The sequence below is a fragment of the Lachnospira multipara LB2003 genome (assembly GCF_000702205.1).
Classification (GTDB): Bacteria; Bacillota; Clostridia; order Lachnospirales; family Lachnospiraceae; genus Lachnospira; species Lachnospira multipara_A.
The window spans coordinates 1-20,291 of the sequence record NZ_JNKW01000012.1 but is presented as its reverse complement, the minus strand read 5'-3'; the positions used below and the strand labels follow the sequence as shown (position 1 = coordinate 20,291).

17 protein-coding genes and 1 rRNA gene are annotated in these 20,291 nt (G+C 32.8%); 16 read left to right on the top strand and 2 right to left on the bottom strand.

Going from position 1 to position 20,291, the window contains the following annotated elements; all coding sequences use genetic code 11:
* Positions 1–32 precede the first annotated feature (32 nt).
* Together T537_RS0108075 and T537_RS0108070 are read left to right on the top strand one after the other, a co-directional pair.
* A complete protein-coding gene (locus tag T537_RS0108075) occupies positions 33–2,555 on the top strand; it encodes an HAD-IC family P-type ATPase (RefSeq protein WP_081823273.1) in 2,523 nt (840 codons plus the stop codon).
* A 117-nt stretch (positions 2,556–2,672) separates the two neighbouring features.
* A complete protein-coding gene (locus T537_RS0108070) occupies positions 2,673–4,319 on the top strand; it encodes a putative manganese-dependent inorganic diphosphatase (RefSeq protein ID WP_031557140.1) in 1,647 nt (548 codons plus the stop codon).
* Positions 4,320–4,406: 87 nt separating this feature from the next.
* Here T537_RS0108070 and T537_RS0108065 read toward each other — a convergent pair whose 3' ends face one another.
* Positions 4,407–5,270, bottom strand: a complete 864-nt coding sequence (locus T537_RS0108065; protein ID WP_031557138.1) for a hypothetical protein — start codon at positions 5,268–5,270, stop codon at positions 4,407–4,409.
* 294 nt (positions 5,271–5,564) lie between these two features.
* Here T537_RS0108065 and map point away from each other — a divergent pair, with 294 nt between their 5' ends.
* Entirely contained in the window at positions 5,565–6,437 is an 873-nt protein-coding gene (map, locus tag T537_RS0108060) for a type I methionyl aminopeptidase (RefSeq protein ID WP_031557136.1), read from the top strand.
* Positions 6,438–6,540: 103 nt separating this feature from the next.
* Here the strand turns inward: map and T537_RS0108055 are convergent, their stop codons facing one another.
* Complete coding sequence (locus tag T537_RS0108055) at positions 6,541–7,629, bottom strand: transglutaminase domain-containing protein (RefSeq protein ID WP_027438374.1); 1,089 nt, start codon at positions 7,627–7,629, stop codon at positions 6,541–6,543.
* A gap of 149 nt (positions 7,630–7,778) precedes the next feature.
* Between T537_RS0108055 and T537_RS0108050 the strand changes: the two genes are divergently transcribed.
* The 13 genes from T537_RS0108050 to T537_RS0107990 all read left to right on the top strand — a co-directional run.
* Entirely contained in the window at positions 7,779–8,666 is an 888-nt protein-coding gene (locus T537_RS0108050; protein ID WP_027438375.1) for a DNA-3-methyladenine glycosylase family protein, read from the top strand.
* A gap of 156 nt (positions 8,667–8,822) precedes the next feature.
* Entirely contained in the window at positions 8,823–9,107 is a 285-nt protein-coding gene (locus tag T537_RS0108045) for a co-chaperone GroES (protein WP_027438376.1), read from the top strand.
* 67 nt (positions 9,108–9,174) lie between these two features.
* Positions 9,175–10,800 carry a chaperonin GroEL gene (gene groL, locus T537_RS0108040; RefSeq protein ID WP_027438377.1) on the top strand — a complete coding sequence of 542 codons (1,626 nt, stop codon included), beginning with the start codon at positions 9,175–9,177 and terminating at the stop codon, positions 10,798–10,800.
* A 346-nt stretch (positions 10,801–11,146) separates the two neighbouring features.
* Positions 11,147–11,653 (top strand): hypothetical protein, encoded by a 507-nt coding sequence (locus tag T537_RS12475; protein WP_051637192.1) that lies wholly within the window; start codon positions 11,147–11,149, stop codon positions 11,651–11,653.
* Between the two features lie 217 nt (positions 11,654–11,870).
* The gene (guaB, locus tag T537_RS0108030; RefSeq protein WP_031557132.1) at positions 11,871–13,331 is read left to right on the top strand and encodes an IMP dehydrogenase; all 1,461 of its coding nucleotides are present in this window, start codon (positions 11,871–11,873) and stop codon (positions 13,329–13,331) included.
* A gap of 187 nt (positions 13,332–13,518) precedes the next feature.
* The gene (locus T537_RS0108025; protein ID WP_027438379.1) at positions 13,519–14,103 is read left to right on the top strand and encodes a chemotaxis protein CheX; all 585 of its coding nucleotides are present in this window, start codon (positions 13,519–13,521) and stop codon (positions 14,101–14,103) included.
* Between the two features lie 17 nt (positions 14,104–14,120).
* Positions 14,121–14,483, top strand: coding sequence for a response regulator (locus tag T537_RS0108020; RefSeq protein WP_027438380.1), 363 nt, complete (start codon positions 14,121–14,123; stop codon positions 14,481–14,483).
* Between the two features lie 199 nt (positions 14,484–14,682).
* A complete protein-coding gene (truA, locus tag T537_RS0108015; protein WP_031557129.1) occupies positions 14,683–15,417 on the top strand; it encodes a tRNA pseudouridine(38-40) synthase TruA in 735 nt (244 codons plus the stop codon).
* A 13-nt stretch (positions 15,418–15,430) separates the two neighbouring features.
* The gene (gene argS, locus T537_RS0108010; protein WP_031557128.1) at positions 15,431–17,209 is read left to right on the top strand and encodes an arginine--tRNA ligase; all 1,779 of its coding nucleotides are present in this window, start codon (positions 15,431–15,433) and stop codon (positions 17,207–17,209) included.
* Positions 17,210–17,273: 64 nt separating this feature from the next.
* On the top strand, positions 17,274–18,296 hold the full coding sequence (locus T537_RS0108005; RefSeq protein WP_031557126.1) for a glycosyltransferase family 2 protein: 1,023 nt from the start codon (positions 17,274–17,276) through the stop codon (positions 18,294–18,296).
* Positions 18,297–18,316: 20 nt separating this feature from the next.
* Positions 18,317–18,838: a hypothetical protein gene (locus T537_RS0108000; RefSeq protein ID WP_031557124.1), complete on the top strand. Its 522-nt coding sequence runs from the start codon at positions 18,317–18,319 to the stop codon at positions 18,836–18,838.
* 165 nt (positions 18,839–19,003) lie between these two features.
* Positions 19,004–19,654 (top strand): SdpI family protein, encoded by a 651-nt coding sequence (locus tag T537_RS0107995; RefSeq protein ID WP_027438385.1) that lies wholly within the window; start codon positions 19,004–19,006, stop codon positions 19,652–19,654.
* Between the two features lie 497 nt (positions 19,655–20,151).
* Positions 20,152–20,291, top strand: a 16S ribosomal RNA gene (locus T537_RS0107990); the annotation flags it as partial.

Sequence of the window (20,291 nt, the reverse complement as noted above, 5' to 3'; positions counted from 1 at the left end):
AGACTATATAATCTTATTTAGTGGTATAAAGCATGAGAAAAACACACATCACAGTTAGAAAAGCAGTAGAAAATGTGGCAGATAGTAAGGCAATTGGAAAAATTGCCAATAGAGTTGCGCATTTTAGAGGAAGTACAGAAGAATATATAAATAACGATGAGCTTTTACAGACAGATGTATGTTCTGGTTTAACAAAGGAAGAAGTCCGTAAAAGAAACTTAGAAGGTTTGTCAAATATAGCAACTCATAAACCATCTAAGACTAATGGACAAATTATTTTTAGTAATATTTTTACGTATTTTAATCTTATCTTTTTTACATTTGCATTTTTATTATGTCTAGTTCATTCATATACTGATATGACATTTATGCCTATAGTTGTGTGGAATACAATTATAGGCATAGTGCAAGAAATTAGAGCTAAGGCAGTTTTAGATAAAATAAATGTAGTCAATGCTCCAAAAACTAAGGTGGTAAGAAATTCTAAGACGGAAGTTGTGGATTCTACCGCTTTAGTAAGAGGAGATATATGTATATTTAGCGCAGGAAATCAAATATGCGCAGATTCCGTGATTAGACAAGGCAGTATAATAGTTAATGAGTCTTTAATAACAGGGGAAGCAGATGATGTTGTTAAAGAAGAGGGTGACCTTTTATTATCAGGTAGCTTTGTGGTATCTGGTGAGTGCAGGGTGGTTCTTACAGCCGTAGGTAATGAAGCATATGCACAAAAATTAAATGCACAAGCAAAGGCTTCAAGAAAAAAGACAAAAACAAGTATGATGGCTTCTTTAAATAGAATGGTGTCTTTAATTGGAATTGTAATAATTCCTGTTGGATTAATGATGTATATACAAAATGTCTTTTTTCTTCATACAAGCATAAAGGATAGCGTGGTATCAACAATTGCATCTTTAGTAGGCATGATTCCAGAGGGCCTTTATTTACTTGCAAGTGTAACATTAGTGGTTTCTATTATGAGACTTGCAAAGCAACAGGTTTTAATTCATGAAATGAATTGCGTAGAAACCCTTGCAAGAGTAAATGTTTTATGTGTTGATAAGACAGGAACAATAACAAATCCTGAAATGTCAGTAAGCAATATTTATTATATAGATAATGGAGATAGTCAGGAAGAAATTGAAAAAAATAGACTTGAAATAGATAGATTAATAAGATTATCTGCAGGAAGTCAGATGGATGACAATGAAACAATGAAGGCAATACGTATGCATTTTATGAAAGCAGATAATGATGCAAAAGCAGATGAAGTATGTCCATTTTCTTCAAAGTACAAGTATTCAGCATCAAGGTTTAATGATATGACATATGTTTTTGGTGCGCCTGAATATGTGCTTTTAGATGATATTAAGGACTATAAAGCTAAGATAGATAATCTAACAGAAGCTGGAGTTAGAGTATTAGCCTTTGGTAGAACTAATGAGAGATTAGGTGCGGGGGCAATACATAAACCAATAGAATTACTTGCATTTATTTGCCTTGAAAATAAAATTAGAAAAAATGCAAAAGAGACCTTTGCTTATTTTAAAGAAGAAGGAGTTACAATTAAAGTAATATCAGGAGATAATCCACTTACTGTATCAAGGGTATCTGTTATGGCAGGCATTGAAAATGCCGATAAATACATAGATGCCACAAGTCTTGAGACTTATGAAGATATAAAGAAGGTAATAAATGAAATTACTGTATTTGGTAGAGTAGTACCAGAACAGAAAAAACTAATAATAAAGGCAATAAAGGAAAGTGGAAATACAGTTGCAATGACAGGGGATGGTGTAAATGATGTACTAGCTTTAAAAGAAGCAGATTGTAGTATTGCCATGGAGTCAGGCAGTGAGGCAGCAAGTAATGCAGCGCAAATAGTTTTACTTGATTCTGATTTTGCTAAAATGCCACAGGTTGTAGCGGAAGGTAGACGAGTGGTTAATAATATAGGACGTTCGGCAACACTTTTTTTGGTAAAGAATATATTGTCTATATTCCTAACTATTTTCACAATTTTTGCAGCAAACTTATATCCACTTTATCCAACACAGTTATCTCTACTTGGTGCTTTTACCATAGGAATTCCATCCTTTGTATTGGCATTACAGCCTAATAAGAATAGGATTAGAGGACATTTCTTAGTGGGAGTAATTGTAAATGCGCTACCATCAGGAATTGCAGATTTTATCTCGGTTGTAATGGTGGTTATTTATGGCAATATTGTAGGACTCAGTCATGACTGCGTTTCTACAATGTGTATTTTAACAATGATAGCAATAGGCATTGGTACACTTGTAAGGATAAGTTATCCATTTAATACATTACGAATTTCACTTATATGCTTGATGGTTTTGGGAATAACATTATCAATAATTATTACACCAAAGCTATTTAGAATTGCTATTTTGAGTTTTTATCAATGGCAGATGACATTCTTATTTATGTTTGTTGGCGTTGGAATTTTGTTTATCTTAGTAAGAGTATCTAATAAATTAATGGGCTATTTACTAACACATAATGAAAAATTCAGAAGAATTATGGAAGAATAAAAAAAACACTTATAAAATAATTGTTACACAATTAACAATATGATATACTTTTAGAGGCTAATTAAAGGGAAAAGATAAATAATATTTTTTGTGATAACTATCACAAACGGAGGTTTTATGGGTGATTCAAAAGTATGGGTTGTAGGACATAAGAATCCTGATACAGATTCAATATGTGCTGCAATAAGTTATGCCAACTTAAAAAATCAAATTACACAAAGCGAATTATATGAGCCAAAGAGAGCTGGTCATCTTAACGAAGAGACACAATTCGTTTTAAAGAATGCAGGTTTAAAGGCACCTGAGTACATTAAAGATGTGCGTCCACAGGTTAAGGACATTGAGATTAGAAGAACAAAGGGTATTGATAAAGATCTCTCTGTTAGAAGAGCCTGGGAACTTATGAAAGGCTTAGATGTAGTAACTCTTCCAATTACTAAAGGGGAAGAATTAGAAGGATTAGTTACTATTGGTGACGTTTCAAAATCTTATTTTGAAGTGTTTGATTCTAAGATTTTATCAACTGCGCATACAAGCTTTAATAACATCGTGGATACTGTAAATGGTAAAGTAATTACAGGTGATGTTGATAATGCTTATGCTAAAGGTAAATTACTTATAGGTGTAGCCAATCCCGATATCCTAGAAGAGATGATTGATGAAGGTGATATCGTAATTCTAGGTAATAGATATGAAGCACAGTTATGTGCAATTGAAATGAGCGCTGGTTGTATTATTGTATGTGAAGGCGCTAAAGTCTCTAATACAATCTCTAAGATTGCTAGTGACAGAGGCGTAATAGTAATTAGTACAGAATATGATACATATACAGTTGCTAGATTAATGAATCAGTCTATCCCTGTAAGTTTCTTTATGAAAGAAAAGGAAAAATTAATAGGATTTAAGACTAATGATTATATTGAAGATATTCAGGATATAATGGCTAAGAAAAGATTTAGAGATTTCCCAATAGAGGATGAAGAAGGCCATTATGTAGGTATGATTTCTCGTCGAAACTTACTTGGTGCAGGTAAGAAGAATGTTATCTTAGTTGACCATAATGAGAAGACACAGGCTGTATTTGGTATTGATAATGCTCAGATACAAGAAATTATAGATCATCATAGATTAGGTTCTATTGAAACTATTTCACCTGTATTCTTTAGAAATCAACCACTTGGTTGTACATGTACAATCATTTATAAGATGTATAGAGAATCAGCAATTGAAATTACTAAGACAATGGCCCTTTTAATGTGTTCAGCAATTCTTTCTGATACACTTATTTTTAAATCTCCTACTTGTACATGGGAAGATGAGGCAGCAGCTAGAGATTTAGCTGTAATAGCAGGAATTGATCCTGAAAGTTATGGTAGAGAAATGTTTAGAGCTGGTAGTAATTTATCAGAGAAGTCTGAATCAGAAATTTTTTATCAGGATTTCAAGAGATTTGCAGTTAATGACACTAATATCGGTGTTGGACAGGTTAATGTTATGGGAATGGATGAAGTTAAGGAATTAGTTAAGAGAGAAATTGACTATATCCCAGAGACAGTAGGACAGTCAGGACTTGATATGACATTCCTTCTTGTTACTGATATTATGAGTGAATCATCATATGCAATTTGTGCAGGAAAAAATGCAGAGCAGGTTTTAAAAGGAGCATTTAATGTAGAAATTGATGAATATCCAATCCTTTTAAAGGGTGTTGTTTCAAGAAAGAAACAGTTTTTACCAGCAATTATGGATGAAATGCAGTCTTAGAAAAGCTTGTAGTTTTAAGGCGATAATAAAAAGCTGAATTTTTAGGGGGGTGAGTATCCCTAAAAATTCAGCTTTTTTTGAGTGCGATTAATTATTTTTTTCTTTTATAGTATATGTATTTCTTTTAATGGAAATATCAAATGTTGTTTTCTTTCCATCTGGTGATTCTATTACAAATTCAGTTTTTCCGGCTTTTTTAAAATCAGCATGAAGTGCCCAATCTTCGAATCTTGCATCATATTCAATACTTAAATCTCCATATTTTTTATCTACTAAATATACATTATATGAGTCGTCAAATTGGTATTCATCTCCATTATACAGTAAAATCGTACTATATTTAGGAGGATTGATTATACATATAGTAAATATCGAAATAATCAACAATCCACTTATTACTACTCCAGTAATTTTTATTTTTTTATTATTAAATATAGCTAATGGATAGATTATTAATGCAGCCATACAAAAAATAGTAGTTAAAAGATGTCTTGGAAAAGAGAACATTGTATCAGACAAATAACCAGCACACATTTCTCCAGTTAATAATAACATAGGAATAAGAATTAATAATCCCCACCATTTATCTTTTTTCATGTAATATCCAATAAATCCCATAGGAATACAAGCTATTGTCCAAAGAATCCAAAATCTATAATACGTATTAAATAAGTTACTATGCTTAATTATATCTTGAACTAAATATACTAACGGTTGACTAATTAAAAAGAAGACGAAACACTTTAAGGCTGAATCTTTAGGAGATTTACTATTCATAATAATAAATATTCCCAAAAAGATCCATACTTCAAAGCTAACAGTTAAATCACTAAATGAAGTATCTTTTGCTATTGGTAACATAGCCATAATAGCAGTATAAACACCTAAAATGATAGCCATTATAATTAACTTCGGCCAAGTTAAATTAATTCCACCAAATATTTTTTTCATAATATCCCCCTCTTTTCTTCATCATTTAATATCCTATTATACCAATATTATCTTTATCTATTTTGTTATACACATTATTCTTTTTGAAACAATTTTATCATAAACGAAGTTCTACCACAATGAATTTAATTTTAATTTTTTTCATTTGTCATGGATGAGATACACGCCTCTTGATAAAATTTATTGTTAATTTACTTTTTTTTACATGTTTAGGCGAGTATAATAAGAAGGTGTTTATTTAGACAACATATGTTTTTTAACCTTATAGGTTTATATAGAAAGGAAGTAATTATTATGAAAAAGATTCAAGCAAATGATCCTTGCTGGTGTAAAAGCGGCAAGCCTTATTGTGAGTGTCATAGAGAATGGGATAGAAAAATTGATACTTTCAAGAGAAAGTTCCATAAGGTTCCACCAAGAAAAATAATTAAGAATGAAGAAACTTTAAAAGGAATGAGAGAAAGTTCTAAGATAAATATTGCTTGTCTTGATTATGTAGCTGCTAATATTAAGGCAGGTATGACAACAGAAGACATTGATAAGATGGTTTATGAGACAACAACTAAGATGGGTGGAATTCCAGCTCCACTTAATTATGAAGGATTCCCAAAGAGTGTTTGTACATCCCTTAATAATCAGGTTTGTCATGGTATCCCATCAGATAAGATTGTAATTGAAGATGGAGATATTATTAATGTAGACTGTTCAACAATTCTTAATGGTTTTTATTCAGATTCCTCTAGAATGTTCTGTATTGGTGATGTTTCACCAGAACACAAAAAGTTAGTAGATGTTGCTAAGGAATGTGTAGAACTTGGATTAAAGCAGGTTAAGCCATGGGGACATTTAGGAGATGTTGCTCAGGCAATCCAGGACCATGCAAGAGCTAATGGTTATTCAGTAGTACGTGAAGTTGGTGGACATGGAATTGGTTTAGAATTCCATGAAGAGCCATTTGTAAGCTATGTAATTAAGAAGGGCACAGGAATGGTTATGGCTCCAGGAATGGTATTTACAATTGAGCCAATGATTAATGAAGGTGCACCAGGAATATTCATAGATGATTCTAATGGATGGACAATTTATACAGATGATGATTCATATTCAGCACAGTGGGAAATTATGGTACTTGTAACTGAAGATGGTTATGAAGTATTAACTTATTAATTAGTTTTGTAATAAATAATAAAAAGCTACTAGTAAAAATTGATTAGGGACAATCAAATTACTAGTAGCTTTAATTTTTGTTTATGAATTTTTGGCTTGAATATTAGTCGTAATTAAATACGATAACATAAAGTGTATAGTCACTTCTTTCTACATCTTTGTATGAATATGTTAAATAAACGCCAGCTTTTTGGATGGCGTCTTTAATATTTAAATCTGCTGTAGAAGTAAATTCTACAATATCAGCTTCGTTTCTAATTTTTGAAACCAAGTAATTAGTTAAATCAGTTTGAGATGTAATTTTTCTTAACTTAGATGCATTAGCATATGAATATTTTGTGCCGGTTGCATCAGGGTGATTACTCTTTTGTTTATCCCAGGTATGGTCTAGGGCCATATCCTTAGATGTAATATTAAAATAGTTATGTTGTACGTAGTTAGTAGATGAATTTACAGGATCATCCCAAGTTACGTCTACTTGATACCATTCATTATCAAGTTCTACCACATTCCAAATGTGGGATTGATTTCCGGCAACACCAGAAATTGTGTAGTTGTTAATTCCTAGCATATCAAGTAAAGTTTTGAATGCTTCAGTATAACCACTACAAACAGCCTTACCTTCAATAAGGGCTGAATATGCATTGAAAGAATTATCATTTCCGTCATCAACATATTCTATATTGTTTACAAGATAGTCATGTATAGCAAGTTCGTTCTCATAATCAGAATTTGACTTACTTGTTACATTGTCTAATATATTTAAGTATTTATTGTACAAGGCTAGCTGTCTTTCGTTAAGCTCGCTAGTGTCATTACTTCTATATGCGTTAACAATTTTATAATTATCCCATCTAGTAAAAGTAATAACAAGATTATAGCCATTTTTAACTCTGCGATACTCACAAGAAAGCTGCTCTAATCCTGAAAGACTTGAAAGCCAATCTTCTGCATTAATAAGACTTTCGTCAGTAACAAAAATCTCGAGGGAATCTTCATTATTATCAAGTGCAGTTTGTATTAAACTTATAATTTCCCCAGTAGTACTTGCGCTTTGATTAAAAGCTATATAGCTAATCGAAGAAGTTTCGGACTCATTACTATTTAATGCAAAAGGAATATTACATCCTGCAAGGCAGAAAGCAAAGGCAGCTCCACCAAGTAGGACTAAGATTCTTTTATTTAATTTCATATAAACTCCATTGACAGTTTTTGCGCCAAAGCGCATATTTTATATATATCCAAAAGGCATATAGCCTAAAAAATTCATAAACAAAGTAGAAAAAAACTACTTTTACATTTTAGTATAAACTTAAATAAAATAAAAGGGGAAATTTAAAAATGAGTAATTATATAGTAAAAAAAGAAACAGAATTTGACTTAGAGCAGACATTAGAATGTGGCCAGTGCTTTCATTTTTTAAAGATAGCAGATGAGGAATATGTGTTAACTGCCTATGGTAGGGGACTACATATTAAGCAAGAAGGAGATGAGTTGATTTTTTATAATACAACAAAGAAAGATTTTGATTTAATTTGGCGACATTATTTTGATTTAGATAGGGATTATAAAAGTGTAAAAAAACGACTTCTAGAAACAGATAAAGAGTTAGAGGAAGCAATAAAAGCAAAGTGGGGAGTTTATATCCTAAATCAGAGCTTTTTTGAGACGCTAATAAGTTTTATTATTTCGCAAAATAAGCAAATCCCTCATATAAAGAAGATAGTTTGGGCAATGTCAGAAAAATACGGAGATTATTTGGGAGAATATGCAGGGGTTAAATTATATGCTTTTCCAACACCAGAACAATTAAGATCCGTAACAGAAGATGATCTAAAGGAATTAAAGACAGGCTTTAGAGCAGCTTATATAAAGGATGCAATTGATAAAGTGTTGAATTTAGAATACTCTAATGGTTTGTCAAATGAGGATTTTATGTCCTTTTTTTCCAATTTATCTAACAAAGATTGCTTAAAGGAATTAATGAAAATAAAAGGTGTTGGTTTAAAGGTGGCAAGCTGCGTTTCTTTATTTGCCCTTGGTAAAAGAGATTCATTTCCAATAGATGTATGGATTAAGAGAATAATGATTGCAAAGTATTTTGATGGGAAAGAAACTAAGATAGAAGACATAGAAAGTTTTGCAAAGGAAAAGTATAAAGACCTAGGTGGATATGCACAACAATATCTTTTTTATTATGCTAGAGACCTAGCTAAAACTAAAAAATAAACAAAATATAAAAATTACAACTATTCATTGACAAAGAAGGGGAGTAGTAGTATCTTTAATTATGTTGATATTAGCACTCGAAAGTTATGAGTGCTAACAGATAAGGATTTAAGATTATTACATATAGGATAATGATTTATAAGGAGGAATTAAATTATGAAGTTAGTACCATTAGGAGACAGAGTTGTTCTTAAGGCAATTATGGCAGAAGAAACTACAAAGTCAGGTATTGTATTACCAGGACAGGCAAAGGAAAAGCCACAGCAGGCAGAAGTTGTAGCTGTAGGACCTGGCGGATTAGTAGATGGTAAGGAAGTTACTATGCAGGTTAAGGTAGGAGATAAGGTAATTTACGCTAAGTATTCTGGAACAGAAGTTAAGTTAGACGATGATGAATATACAATCGTTAAGCAGTCAGATATTTTAGCAGTAATTGAATAAAATAGACTAAAAGTTGTTTTTATAATTTTGAAAAAATCAGACATAAGTTTGAAAGGAGATTTTAGACATGGCTAAGGAAATTAAATATGGTATTGAAGCTAGAAAGGCTTTAGAAGAAGGCGTTAATAAGCTTGCTAACACAGTAAAGGTAACAATTGGTCCTAAGGGACGTAATGTAGTATTAGATAAGTCATATGGTGCACCACTTATTACAAATGATGGTGTAACAATTGCTAAGGAAATCGAACTTGAAGATTCATTTGAAAATATGGGCGCTCAGTTAGTTAAGGAAGTTGCTTCTAAGACTAATGATGTAGCAGGTGATGGTACAACAACAGCTACAGTTTTAGCTCAGGCAATGATTAATGAAGGTATGAAGAACCTTGCAGCAGGTGCTAACCCAATCGTATTAAGAAAGGGTATGAGAAAGGCTACAGATACAGCAGTAGAAGCTATTGCTAAGATGAGCCAGAAAGTAACAGGTAAAGATCAGATTGCTAAGGTTGCTTCTATTTCAGCAGCTGATGAAGAAGTAGGTCAGATGGTAGCTGATGCTATGGAAAAGGTTTCTAACGACGGTGTTATCACAATCGAAGAATCTAAGACAATGCAGACAGAACTTGACCTTGTAGAAGGCATGCAGTTTGATAGAGGATATGTTTCAGCTTATATGTGCACAGATATGGATAAGATGGAAGCTAACTTAGATGATCCATATATTCTTATTACAGATAAGAAGATTTCTAATATCCAGGATATTTTACCAATTCTTGAACAGATTGTTCAGAGTGGTTCAAGACTTCTTATTATCGCTGAAGATATTGAAGGTGAAGCACTTACAACACTTATCGTTAATAAGTTAAGAGGTACATTCAATGTTGTAGCTGTTAAGGCTCCAGGTTATGGCGACAGACGTAAGGAAATGTTAAAGGATATCGCAATTCTTACAGGTGGTCAGGTAGTATCTGAAGAATTAGGCTTAGAGCTTAAGGATACAACAATGGAAATGCTTGGTCGTGCTAAGTCAGTTAAGGTTGCTAAGGAAAATACAGTAATCGTAGATGGCGAAGGCAATAAGGAAGAAATCGATGCAAGAGTTGCTCAGATTAGAGCTCAGTTAGAAGAGACAACATCTGAATTTGATAAAGAAAAATTACAGGAAAGACTTGCTAAGCTTGCAGGTGGCGTAGCAGTTATTAGAGTTGGTGCTGCAACAGAAACAGAAATGAAGGAAGCTAAGCTTCGTATGGAAGATGCTCTTAATGCAACAAGAGCTGCAGTAGAAGAAGGTGTAGTATCAGGTGGTGGATCAGCTTATATCCATGCTTCTAAGGAAGTTGCTAAGTTAGTTGAAACATTATCAGGTGATGAAAAGATTGGTGCTCAGATTATCTTAAAGGCACTTGAAGCTCCATTATTCCAGATTGCATACAATGCAGGTCTTGAAGGTGCTGTAATTATCAATAAGGTAAGAGAATCAGAAGTAGGAACTGGTTTTGATGCATATAAGGAAGAATATGTAAACATGATTGATGCAGGTATCCTAGATCCTACAAAGGTAGAACGTTCAGCATTACAGAATGCTTGCTCAGTAGCATCTACATTACTTACAACAGAATCAGCAGTAGCTAATATCAAAGAAGAAACACCAGCAATGCCAGCAGGCGCAGCAGGCATGGGCGGTATGATGTAATATGACTTAAATCTTTGATTTAAGTCTAGTATCGAATCTTTGATTCGATACATAAGGAATGAAGCAAATCAAGCGCCCGTAAGATTACGAAGTAATCTTACAAGGATAATCTGACTTAAATTTTTGATTTAAGTCTAGTATCGAATCTCTGATTCGATACATATTTAGAATGAGGCTAGGCAAATCAAGCGCCCGTAAGATTACAAAGTCTTATACAGCTAGGTGAATACAGAAAAGATTAGGGAAGCATTTATGCTTCCCTTTTTAATATTTTTTTTATACACTAATTTAGTTTATATGTTACAATCATAGTGGCATTAAAGTTTAGACTAAAAAGGAGATATTTATGAATGTAGAACAGTTAATTAAGGTAAAGGCACCTGCAGTATCTTGGGCTTATAGGGTGATTTTGATAATAGCATGCATACTAGCAGCAACAACAATTCCAACAGTAGGGGTAATGGGAATTGTATTGTTAATAGCATTTCTAATAGTAACAGTATTAGTCTTTGAATATTATAATGCAGAATATGAATATTCATTTTACGATGATGTGTTAAGTATTGATAGAATAATGGGTAAAACTAATAGAAAGCATGCAAGAAGTTTTGTTTTTTCAAGAGCTAAATTAGTAGCTTATGTAGATTGTGAAGATGCTTTAAGATTAGAAAGAACTAGGGTTCGTACATATAATTATGTAGGAGGATTATCAGATAGAGAGGTAGTAGTTTGCTACGTATATGATGAAGCAACTAATGAAGAAGTTCGCTTATATATAGAACCAGATGAAAGAATTCTTGCTTGTATCAAGGAAGTAGTTAAAAAAGATGCGTATAAAATACCTGAAAAATAGTTTGACTTTTAAGATTCGTAGTGCTATATTTCTAATAATACATAAACAGTGCCAACAGTTTGTTGGTGCTGTTTTATGTTGTTATAGAGGTGTTTAGCACATTAAAGCATAAATTTAAACAAATTTATGATTGATGCGATACTGGTATCTTTAATTTAAAGTGCTATACCTATTAGGTAATAAAAGTAAGAAGTAAGAAAGCGAGGAACAAATTAGAATGGGTAAGATTATTGGTGAAGGCATTACATTTGATGACGTATTATTAGTACCTCAGTATTCAGAAGTAACACCAAATATGGTTGACACATCTACATACCTAACTAAGAATATTAAACTTAATATTCCACTTATGAGTGCTGGTATGGATACTGTAACAGAACACAGAATGGCAATTGCAATGGCAAGACAGGGTGGTATTGGTATTATCCACAAGAATATGTCTATTGAGCAGCAGGCTGAAGAGGTTGATAAGGTTAAGCGTTCAGAGAATGGTGTAATCACAGATCCATTCTTTTTACATCCAGACAATACATTAAACGAAGCTAACGACCTTATGGCTAAATTTAGAATTTCAGGTGTACCAATTGTTGATGACAATGGTAAGTTAGTTGGTATTATTACTAACAGAGACCTTAAATTCGAAGAGAATTTTGATAGACCAATTAAGGAATGTATGACAAGTGAGAACTTAGTTACAGCTCCAGTTGGTATTTCTCTTGAAGAAGCTAAGAAGATTTTAGCTCAGTCAAGAAAAGAAAAATTACCAATCGTAGATGATGAATTTAAGTTAAAGGGTCTTATTACAATCAAGGATATTGAGAAGTCAATTAAGTATCCTAACTCAGCTCATGATTCACAGGGTAGATTACTTGCAGGTGCTGCTGTTGGTATTACAGCTAATGTTATGGATAGAGTTGATGCATTAGTTAAGGCTAATGTAGATGCAATCGTTATTGATTCAGCTCATGGTCATTCAAAGAATATTATTACAACACTTAAGAACATTAAGTCAGCATATCCTGAACTTCAGGTAATTGCAGGTAACATCGCTACAGGTGCTGCTGCTAAGGCTTTATGTGAAGCAGGTGTTGATGCAGTTAAGGTTGGTATTGGACCTGGTTCTATCTGTACAACAAGAGTTGTAGCAGGTATTGGTGTACCTCAGGTTTCAGCTATTATGGATTCATACGAAGTTGCTAAGCAGTATGGTATTCCAGTAATCGCTGACGGTGGTATTAAGTACTCAGGTGATATCGTTAAGGCTATCGGTGCTGGTGGATCAGTTTGTATGCTTGGTAGCTTACTTGCAGGTTGTGATGAAGCTCCAGGTTCTTTCGAACTCTTCCAGGGTAGAAAGTATAAGGTATATAGAGGAATGGGTTCTATTGCAGCTATGGAAAATGGTAGCAAGGATAGATACTTCCAGACTAATGCTAAGAAGTTAGTTCCAGAAGGTGTTGAAGGTAGAGTTGCTTATAAGGGAACTGTAGAAGATACAATCTTCCAGCTTATGGGTGGTCTTCGTTCAGGTATGGGTTACAATGGTGCTCCAAATATCCCACATCTTCAGGAGAATGCTCAGTTTATTAAGATGTCAGGTGCAGCTCTTCGTGAGTCACATCCACATGACATTCATATTACTAAGGAAGCTCCAAACTATTCAGTAGAAGATAAGTAAGATTAAGAATATAAATAACATTAAAGGCATAAATCGAAATGGTTTATGCCTTTTTTATTTTGGAAAAATGTGGCTATTCCATGTTTTCTTTTATACATAAAAAGACTTGATAAAAAGCTCTCTAGTGGTATAATATTATTAGTATTAATAACGTGGACAATAATAATATAACTTGAGGAGATTGTATATGAATGACAAGATACTAGGTAAGTATATTGCTAAAAATCACTCAGGTGCATCATTTACAGATAGTGAGTTGCAAGTGATTAAACAAGGCAATATCGATGATATGGTCACGACTTTTTTTGATATGAATAATGACTATTATATTACCCAACTTCAGTGTGCAATTAAGAGTTTAGCTACATTTATGGACACACAAATAGTTATGGAGAGTATTGAGTACATTAAACAATATCAAGGACAGTTTATGGGCTGTCAAATAATGGACGGAGATATTGATGTATTCCTAGGAATAGCAGGAAATGACGATGAATTAGTGGAATTGGCATCGGTATTTGCAGGCGAAGATTTTACTGAATTAGACATGGATGCATATGATGCCCTATGTGAGCTGATAAATGTTATGAATGGTGCATATGCAACCAAGCTAAGTGGCTCGGAAATAGAAGTAACTTTGCATCCGCCAGTGTTCTACAAAGATACTTGCGTTACATCAGAAACTGGTCTTTATGTAGCGGCTTTTGAAATGAACAAAAAAACATTCAAGTTATTAATGGCGGCTAATGATAAGATCAAACTAAATGCGTAGAATAGGAGGATAGCAAAATGGCAAAAATCTTAATAGTGGATGATTCAAAAACATCGAGAAAGTTTTTAAGAACTATGCTAGAAGAGGCAGGACATGAGATTGTCTCAGAAGCTGTTAATGGCTTAGAAGGCGTAGAAAAATTCAAAGTGTATCAACCAGATATAGTTACCATGGATATTACAATGCCAGTAATGGATGGAATAGATGCAGTAAAGGAAATTGTAGAGATAGAACCAAACGCCAAAGTTATAATGGTAACAGCGGCTGGTCAAAAGACCAATATGGTTGAAGCATTAAAAAGAGGTGCAGCAGATTTTATACAAAAACCATTTGACTCAGGTGTAATTCTTAATACAATTTCTAAGGTCCTTGAAGAATAGTAGGTTTCCAGTAATATGGGTAATTACAATATAATCTCTTCTTTGATAAATAAAGGTTGCTAACAAATTAATAAAAGTTGTATAATGTGGTGTAACTTTCCATAAGGTGAGTTACACCTTTTTTGCGCTTAGATTAGAGCGCTTAAAGTTTTATAAGAAACAGCTAATTATGGCGAGTTAAGGCTGATTTGGAGGAGTTATGTACAATTACAAGATGACACTTCAATATGATGGCTCTAGGTATGATGGATGGCTTCGCGGTAAAGATGAAGGAACTAATACTATAGAGTTTAAGATTGTTGAAGTATTAAAAAAGCTTACAAGTCAAGAAATAGAACTTGTATGCGGATGTCGTACGGAAAAAGGCGTGCATGCCTGTGCGCAAGTGGCTAATTTTAAATTAGAAAAAAGAATTGCCCCACTTGAAATACGTAATTATTTAAACAGATATCTCCCAAGAGATATCGCAGTATATGAATTAGTAGAAGTAGATGAAAGATTTAATGCAATGTTAAATGCAAAATCTAAGACATATGAATATAGATTAGATATTGCCAATATAGCAGATGTTTTTTCAAGAAAGTACGCATATCATACCTTTGATAAGCCTGATTTTAAGGCATTACATGAGGCATCAAAGTACTTCCTTGGTAAACATGATTTTAAGGCATTTACAACAGCCAAGAGAAGTAAATCAACAGTTAAAGAAATAAAGAATATTTCTCTTGAAATAGAAGATCATTATGCATATTTAAGAATAAAGGCTAATGATTTTATGCATAATCAGGCAAGACTTATGATTGGTTTTTTATTAGATGTATCAACAGGATTAAAGAAACCAGAGGAAGTTAAGAAGGCCTTAGATGGTGAAAAAATTACAATGTCTCTGCCAGCAGAAAGTTATGGCTTATTTTTAAAAGAGATAGAGTACTAATTTAGGAGGATAAATGAAGACAGTTATAGAATTAATTACAGAAGAATTACAGGAAGCATTTACTAAAGCAGGCGTAGATACTAGCTATGCTAAGGTGAATATTTCTAATAGACCAGATCTTTGTGAATATCAGTGTAACGGTGCAATGGCAGCAGCAAAAGCTCTAAAAAAAGCACCATTTATGATAGCTGATGATGTGGTAGCTAATTTAACAGACAATAAGATGTTTAGTAAGGTAGAAAGCATAAAGCCTGGATTTATTAATATGACAGTAAGTCCAGAATTTATTACAGACTATATTAATGAAATGGCTAAGACAGACAAATTTGGCTATGTTAATAAAGAAGGAAATAAGACTGTAATCGTTGATTACGGTGGAGCTAATGCAGCTAAGCCACTTCATGTTGGACATCTTCGTTCAGCAGTAATTGGTGAATCAGTAAAGAGAATTAATAATTACGTAGGAAATAAGACAATAGGTGATGTTCACTTAGGAGACTGGGGACTTCAGATGGGCCTTATTATAGAAGAGCTTCGTGATAGAAAGCCAGATCTTTGCTATTTTGATGAAAACTACACAGGAGAATATCCAACAGAGGCTCCATTTACAATTTCAGAATTAGAGGAAATCTATCCAGCAGCTTCAAAGAAGTCCAAAGAAGATACAGATGAAGGAAGAGCCTTTAAAGAAAGAGCACATCTTGCAACATTAAAGCTTCAGAAGGGTGATAAGGCATGCCGTGCACTTTGGAATCATATTATGACAATTTCAAAGGCAGATTTAAAGAAAAACTATGATAACTTAAATGTATCATTTGAATTATGGAAGGGCGAATCAGATGCTCAGCCATATATAGATGAAATGGTAGATAAGATGATAGCAGATGGCATAGCACATGAAAGTCAGGGCGCTATTGTTGTAGACATCCAAGAGGAAACAGATTCTAAGGAATTACCTCCATGTATTGTAAGAAAGTCAGATGGTGCAGCACTTTATGCAACATCAGATCTTGCAACACTTGTAGAAAGAGAAAAATTATATAGCCCAGATGCATATATATATCTAGCAGATAAGAGACAGGAATTACATTATACACAGTTCTTTAGAGTAGCTAAGAAGGCTGGAATTGTTAAGCCAGATGCTAATTTAACATTTGTTGGCTTTGGTACAATGAATGGTAAGGATGGAAAGCCATTTAAGACACGTGCCGGCGGAGTTATGAGACTTGAACACTTAATAGCTGATATTAATGAAGCAGTTTATACAAAGGTTAAGGAAAATAGAGATGTTTCTGAAGAAGAAGCAAGAGAAACATCAAGAATAGTAGGACTTGCAGCATTAAAATATGGTGACCTTTCTAATCAGGCATCAAAGGATTATGTCTTTGATGTAGAAAGATTTGCATCATTTGAAGGTAATACAGGCCCATATATTCTTTACACAATCGTAAGAATTAAATCAATTATTGCTAAGTATATTGAAGCAGGTGGAAAGGTAGAAGAAGGAGCAATTCTTCCAACAACTAAGGATAGCCAGAAGGCACTTTCATTATCCCTTGTAAAATTTGCTGATGTAATTGAAAGTGCATATAAAGATAATGCACCACATAGAATCTGCCAGTACATTTATGAGGTATCTAATACATTTAACGGATTCTATCATGATACTAAGATTTTAGCAGAGGAAGATGAAAGCCTTAAGGCAGGCTATATTTCGTTATTAGATTTAACTAAGAGAGTACTTGAAACATGTATTGACTTACTTGCATTTGAGTGCCCAGACCGTATGTAATATAAAAAATAAATGCCAATTAAGTATTAATTTAGCTGGCATTAATAAAAAATGGGGTAAAATTATGAAACTTATAACATTTGCAATACCTTGTTACAACTCAGCAGCATACATGGAAAAATGTATCAACTCTTTGTTAGTGGGAGGCACAGACATAGAAATCATCATCGTAGATGATGGATCAACTAAGGATAATACGCTTGAAATAGCCAGAAAATATGAAAAAGAATATCCAGATATAGTAAGAGCTATACATCAGGAAAATGGTGGACATGGAGAAGCTGTAAATACAGGCTTAAGAAATGCCACAGGACGTTTTTATAAAGTTGTAGATAGCGATGATTGGGTAGATGAAAAAAGCTTAAAAAAGGTAATTAAGACATTAAAGAGCTTTGAAGAAGATAATGAACCAGATATGGTTATAGCTAATTATGTATATGAGAAGGTAGGAGTTACAAAAAAGAGAGTAATACACTACCGTAATGTATTCCCAATAGAGAAGATGTTTACATGGGATGAGATGTTAGCTAAATTTAAAGTAGATCAGTATATATTAATGCATTCAGTAATTTATAAAACAGAAGTACTTAGAAAATGTAGCTTAGAATTACCAAAGCATACATTCTATGTGGATAATATTTTTGTATTTGAACCATTACCATGTGTAAATAAGATGTATTATATCGATACTAATTTCTATAGATATTTTATAGGAAGAGAGGATCAGTCAGTTAACGAAAAAGTTATGATAAGCAGAATAGATCAACAGCTTCGCGTAACAAAGAGAATGATTGAATCGTATTTATCTATAGAACATAATAATGAAAAATGTCGTTATTATATGAGAAACTACCTTCGTATTATGATGGAAATTTCTTCAATTTTCCTTATAATTTCGGGAACTAAAGAAGACCTAGCTAAGAAAAAGGAATTGTGGCAATTTGTAAAGAATAAGGATAAGAATCTTTATAAAGAATTGAGATTTTGTGCCCTTGGATGGTCAGTTAATATCCCAGGTGGACCGCTAGGCCGTGGAATTTCTAAAATTGGCTATAAAGTAATGAATAAGTTAATTGGATTTAACTAGGAATAAGGGTTGGTGTAAAAATGGATATGATTAAATATGAAACAAGCCTTAAAGCTAAAGGCGACGATTATAGAAAAATTGTATTTTGGAATAGATTTATAAGAAATCCAATTGAAACAATTTTAACGCTATTACCTGCAGTAATAAGTATTTGCCTACTTGTAGCAGGTTTTCAAACATACTTTTTACTTGTTATTTATGCAGTTTGCGTTGCATATCCTTTATTTATATTTTTATATCAATTTAGAAGTAGCGTAAATTATCACTTGAAGCATAGAGATCCGGCAGAAGAGGCAAAGTGTATTATGACAATTACAAAGTCAGGTATATTAGCTGATATTCCGGAACATGACATATTAAATAATTACGACTGGAATGATTGTACAACAGTATATTATAAATTTGGTTATTATATGCTTTTTAACGAATCTAAAATGATCGTTATGTTTAATACTAATGACATGACAGAGGAAGAGAAAAAAGCTCTACCTAAGATTATTATGGATAACGTAGATAGAAATAAATGTGCAATTAAATTCTAGAATAAAAAGTCTAGCTTTTGTAAGCTAGGCTTTTTTTGATGGTATTCTTGTTAGTCTTAATTATCTAATTATTAGCATCTATTGTTAGAAGATTAAAAGAGTAGTGTTAAAAGATTAAAAAAGTGGTATAATTAAGTGAAAATATATGACTTGCAGGAGGGACCTATGAAAAACAAGAAACTAAAAAGAATAAGGTTAATACTAGTATTATTAATTGTAATAGCAAATGCTTTTGTAACGTTCGCTTTGCCAAAAATCCTAGGAATTAGCTTAGGGGATGATTTGATTCGCTTTATTGGAGGTTCTGTAGGTTTATTAATTGCTTTAGTTATCTTTGAATTAGCAGACTATATAATTAAGTCAGATCCAAAGTCTAAGGAAAAGGATTTAGTTTTAATGACAGGTATAACATTCTTAATAATAGCTTATGTTACAATCCTTGGGGCTTATTATGAATATGGCTTGATAAGATTAAAAAGGGATGCTAGCTATAGCACAGGCCTAAATCTGATAAGTGTTTCATTAATAGTAGATGCCATTTTGTTTATAGGAATTTCAATAGCATGTGCTAGACTAAAACAAAACACAGTTTGGGGTTATAGAAATAGTTATACATTAAAAAGTAAAAATACATGGAAAAAAACTAATAAATTAGCTTCAATTTTAAGTATTGTTGTGGCAGCAGTATTAATTGTAATGTCTTTTGTAATGTTAAATTTATACGCCTACCTTGTATTTTTAGCTATGATTTTAATAGAAATTCTTGTTTGTAATGTATATTCTGCAAGGGTTTATAAAGAAGAAATGCAAAAATAGGTAAAATAGATTTGTGAACTATAGAAATGAATAATTATAAATATAACTTTAAAGACCTCTTAGGAGGTCTTTTTATTTTATAGGAAAGTTCTCCTTTGGAGAAATCTTGCTGCTAAATTGCAGAAAAATACAGTGTTTATGCGGCTTGAATGAGAAATGTAAACTAAAGTATTGATAAGTATAAAAAGTACAGTAAAAAAGTAGGCGAAAAAAGGAAAAAAGTTGTTGACATAATAAAACTGAGGTGATAATATATACAAGTCGCTACGATACAGCAGCAACACAAAAACAAAACAAAGCCAGTAAATAACAGGCTTTGAAGATATAGAACCTTGACAACTGAACAGAATGACAACCTTGAAAATTCTTTGAAAAATTCAAGCGAGTTAATCAATCGTTAAACATAAGTTTAGAAATGATTATCCTTAATAACAGTAATGTTAAACGGAAACGAAACTATTAAGCTAGTTCGTTCAGAACTAAGCTAAGGTAAAACTTTTTATGAGAGTTTGATCCTGGCTCAGGATGAACGCTGGCGGCGTGCTTAACACATGCAAGTCGAACGAAGCAACTTATCACGATCCCTTCGGGGTGACGATTTGTTGACTGAGTGGCGGACGGGTGAGTAACGCGTGGG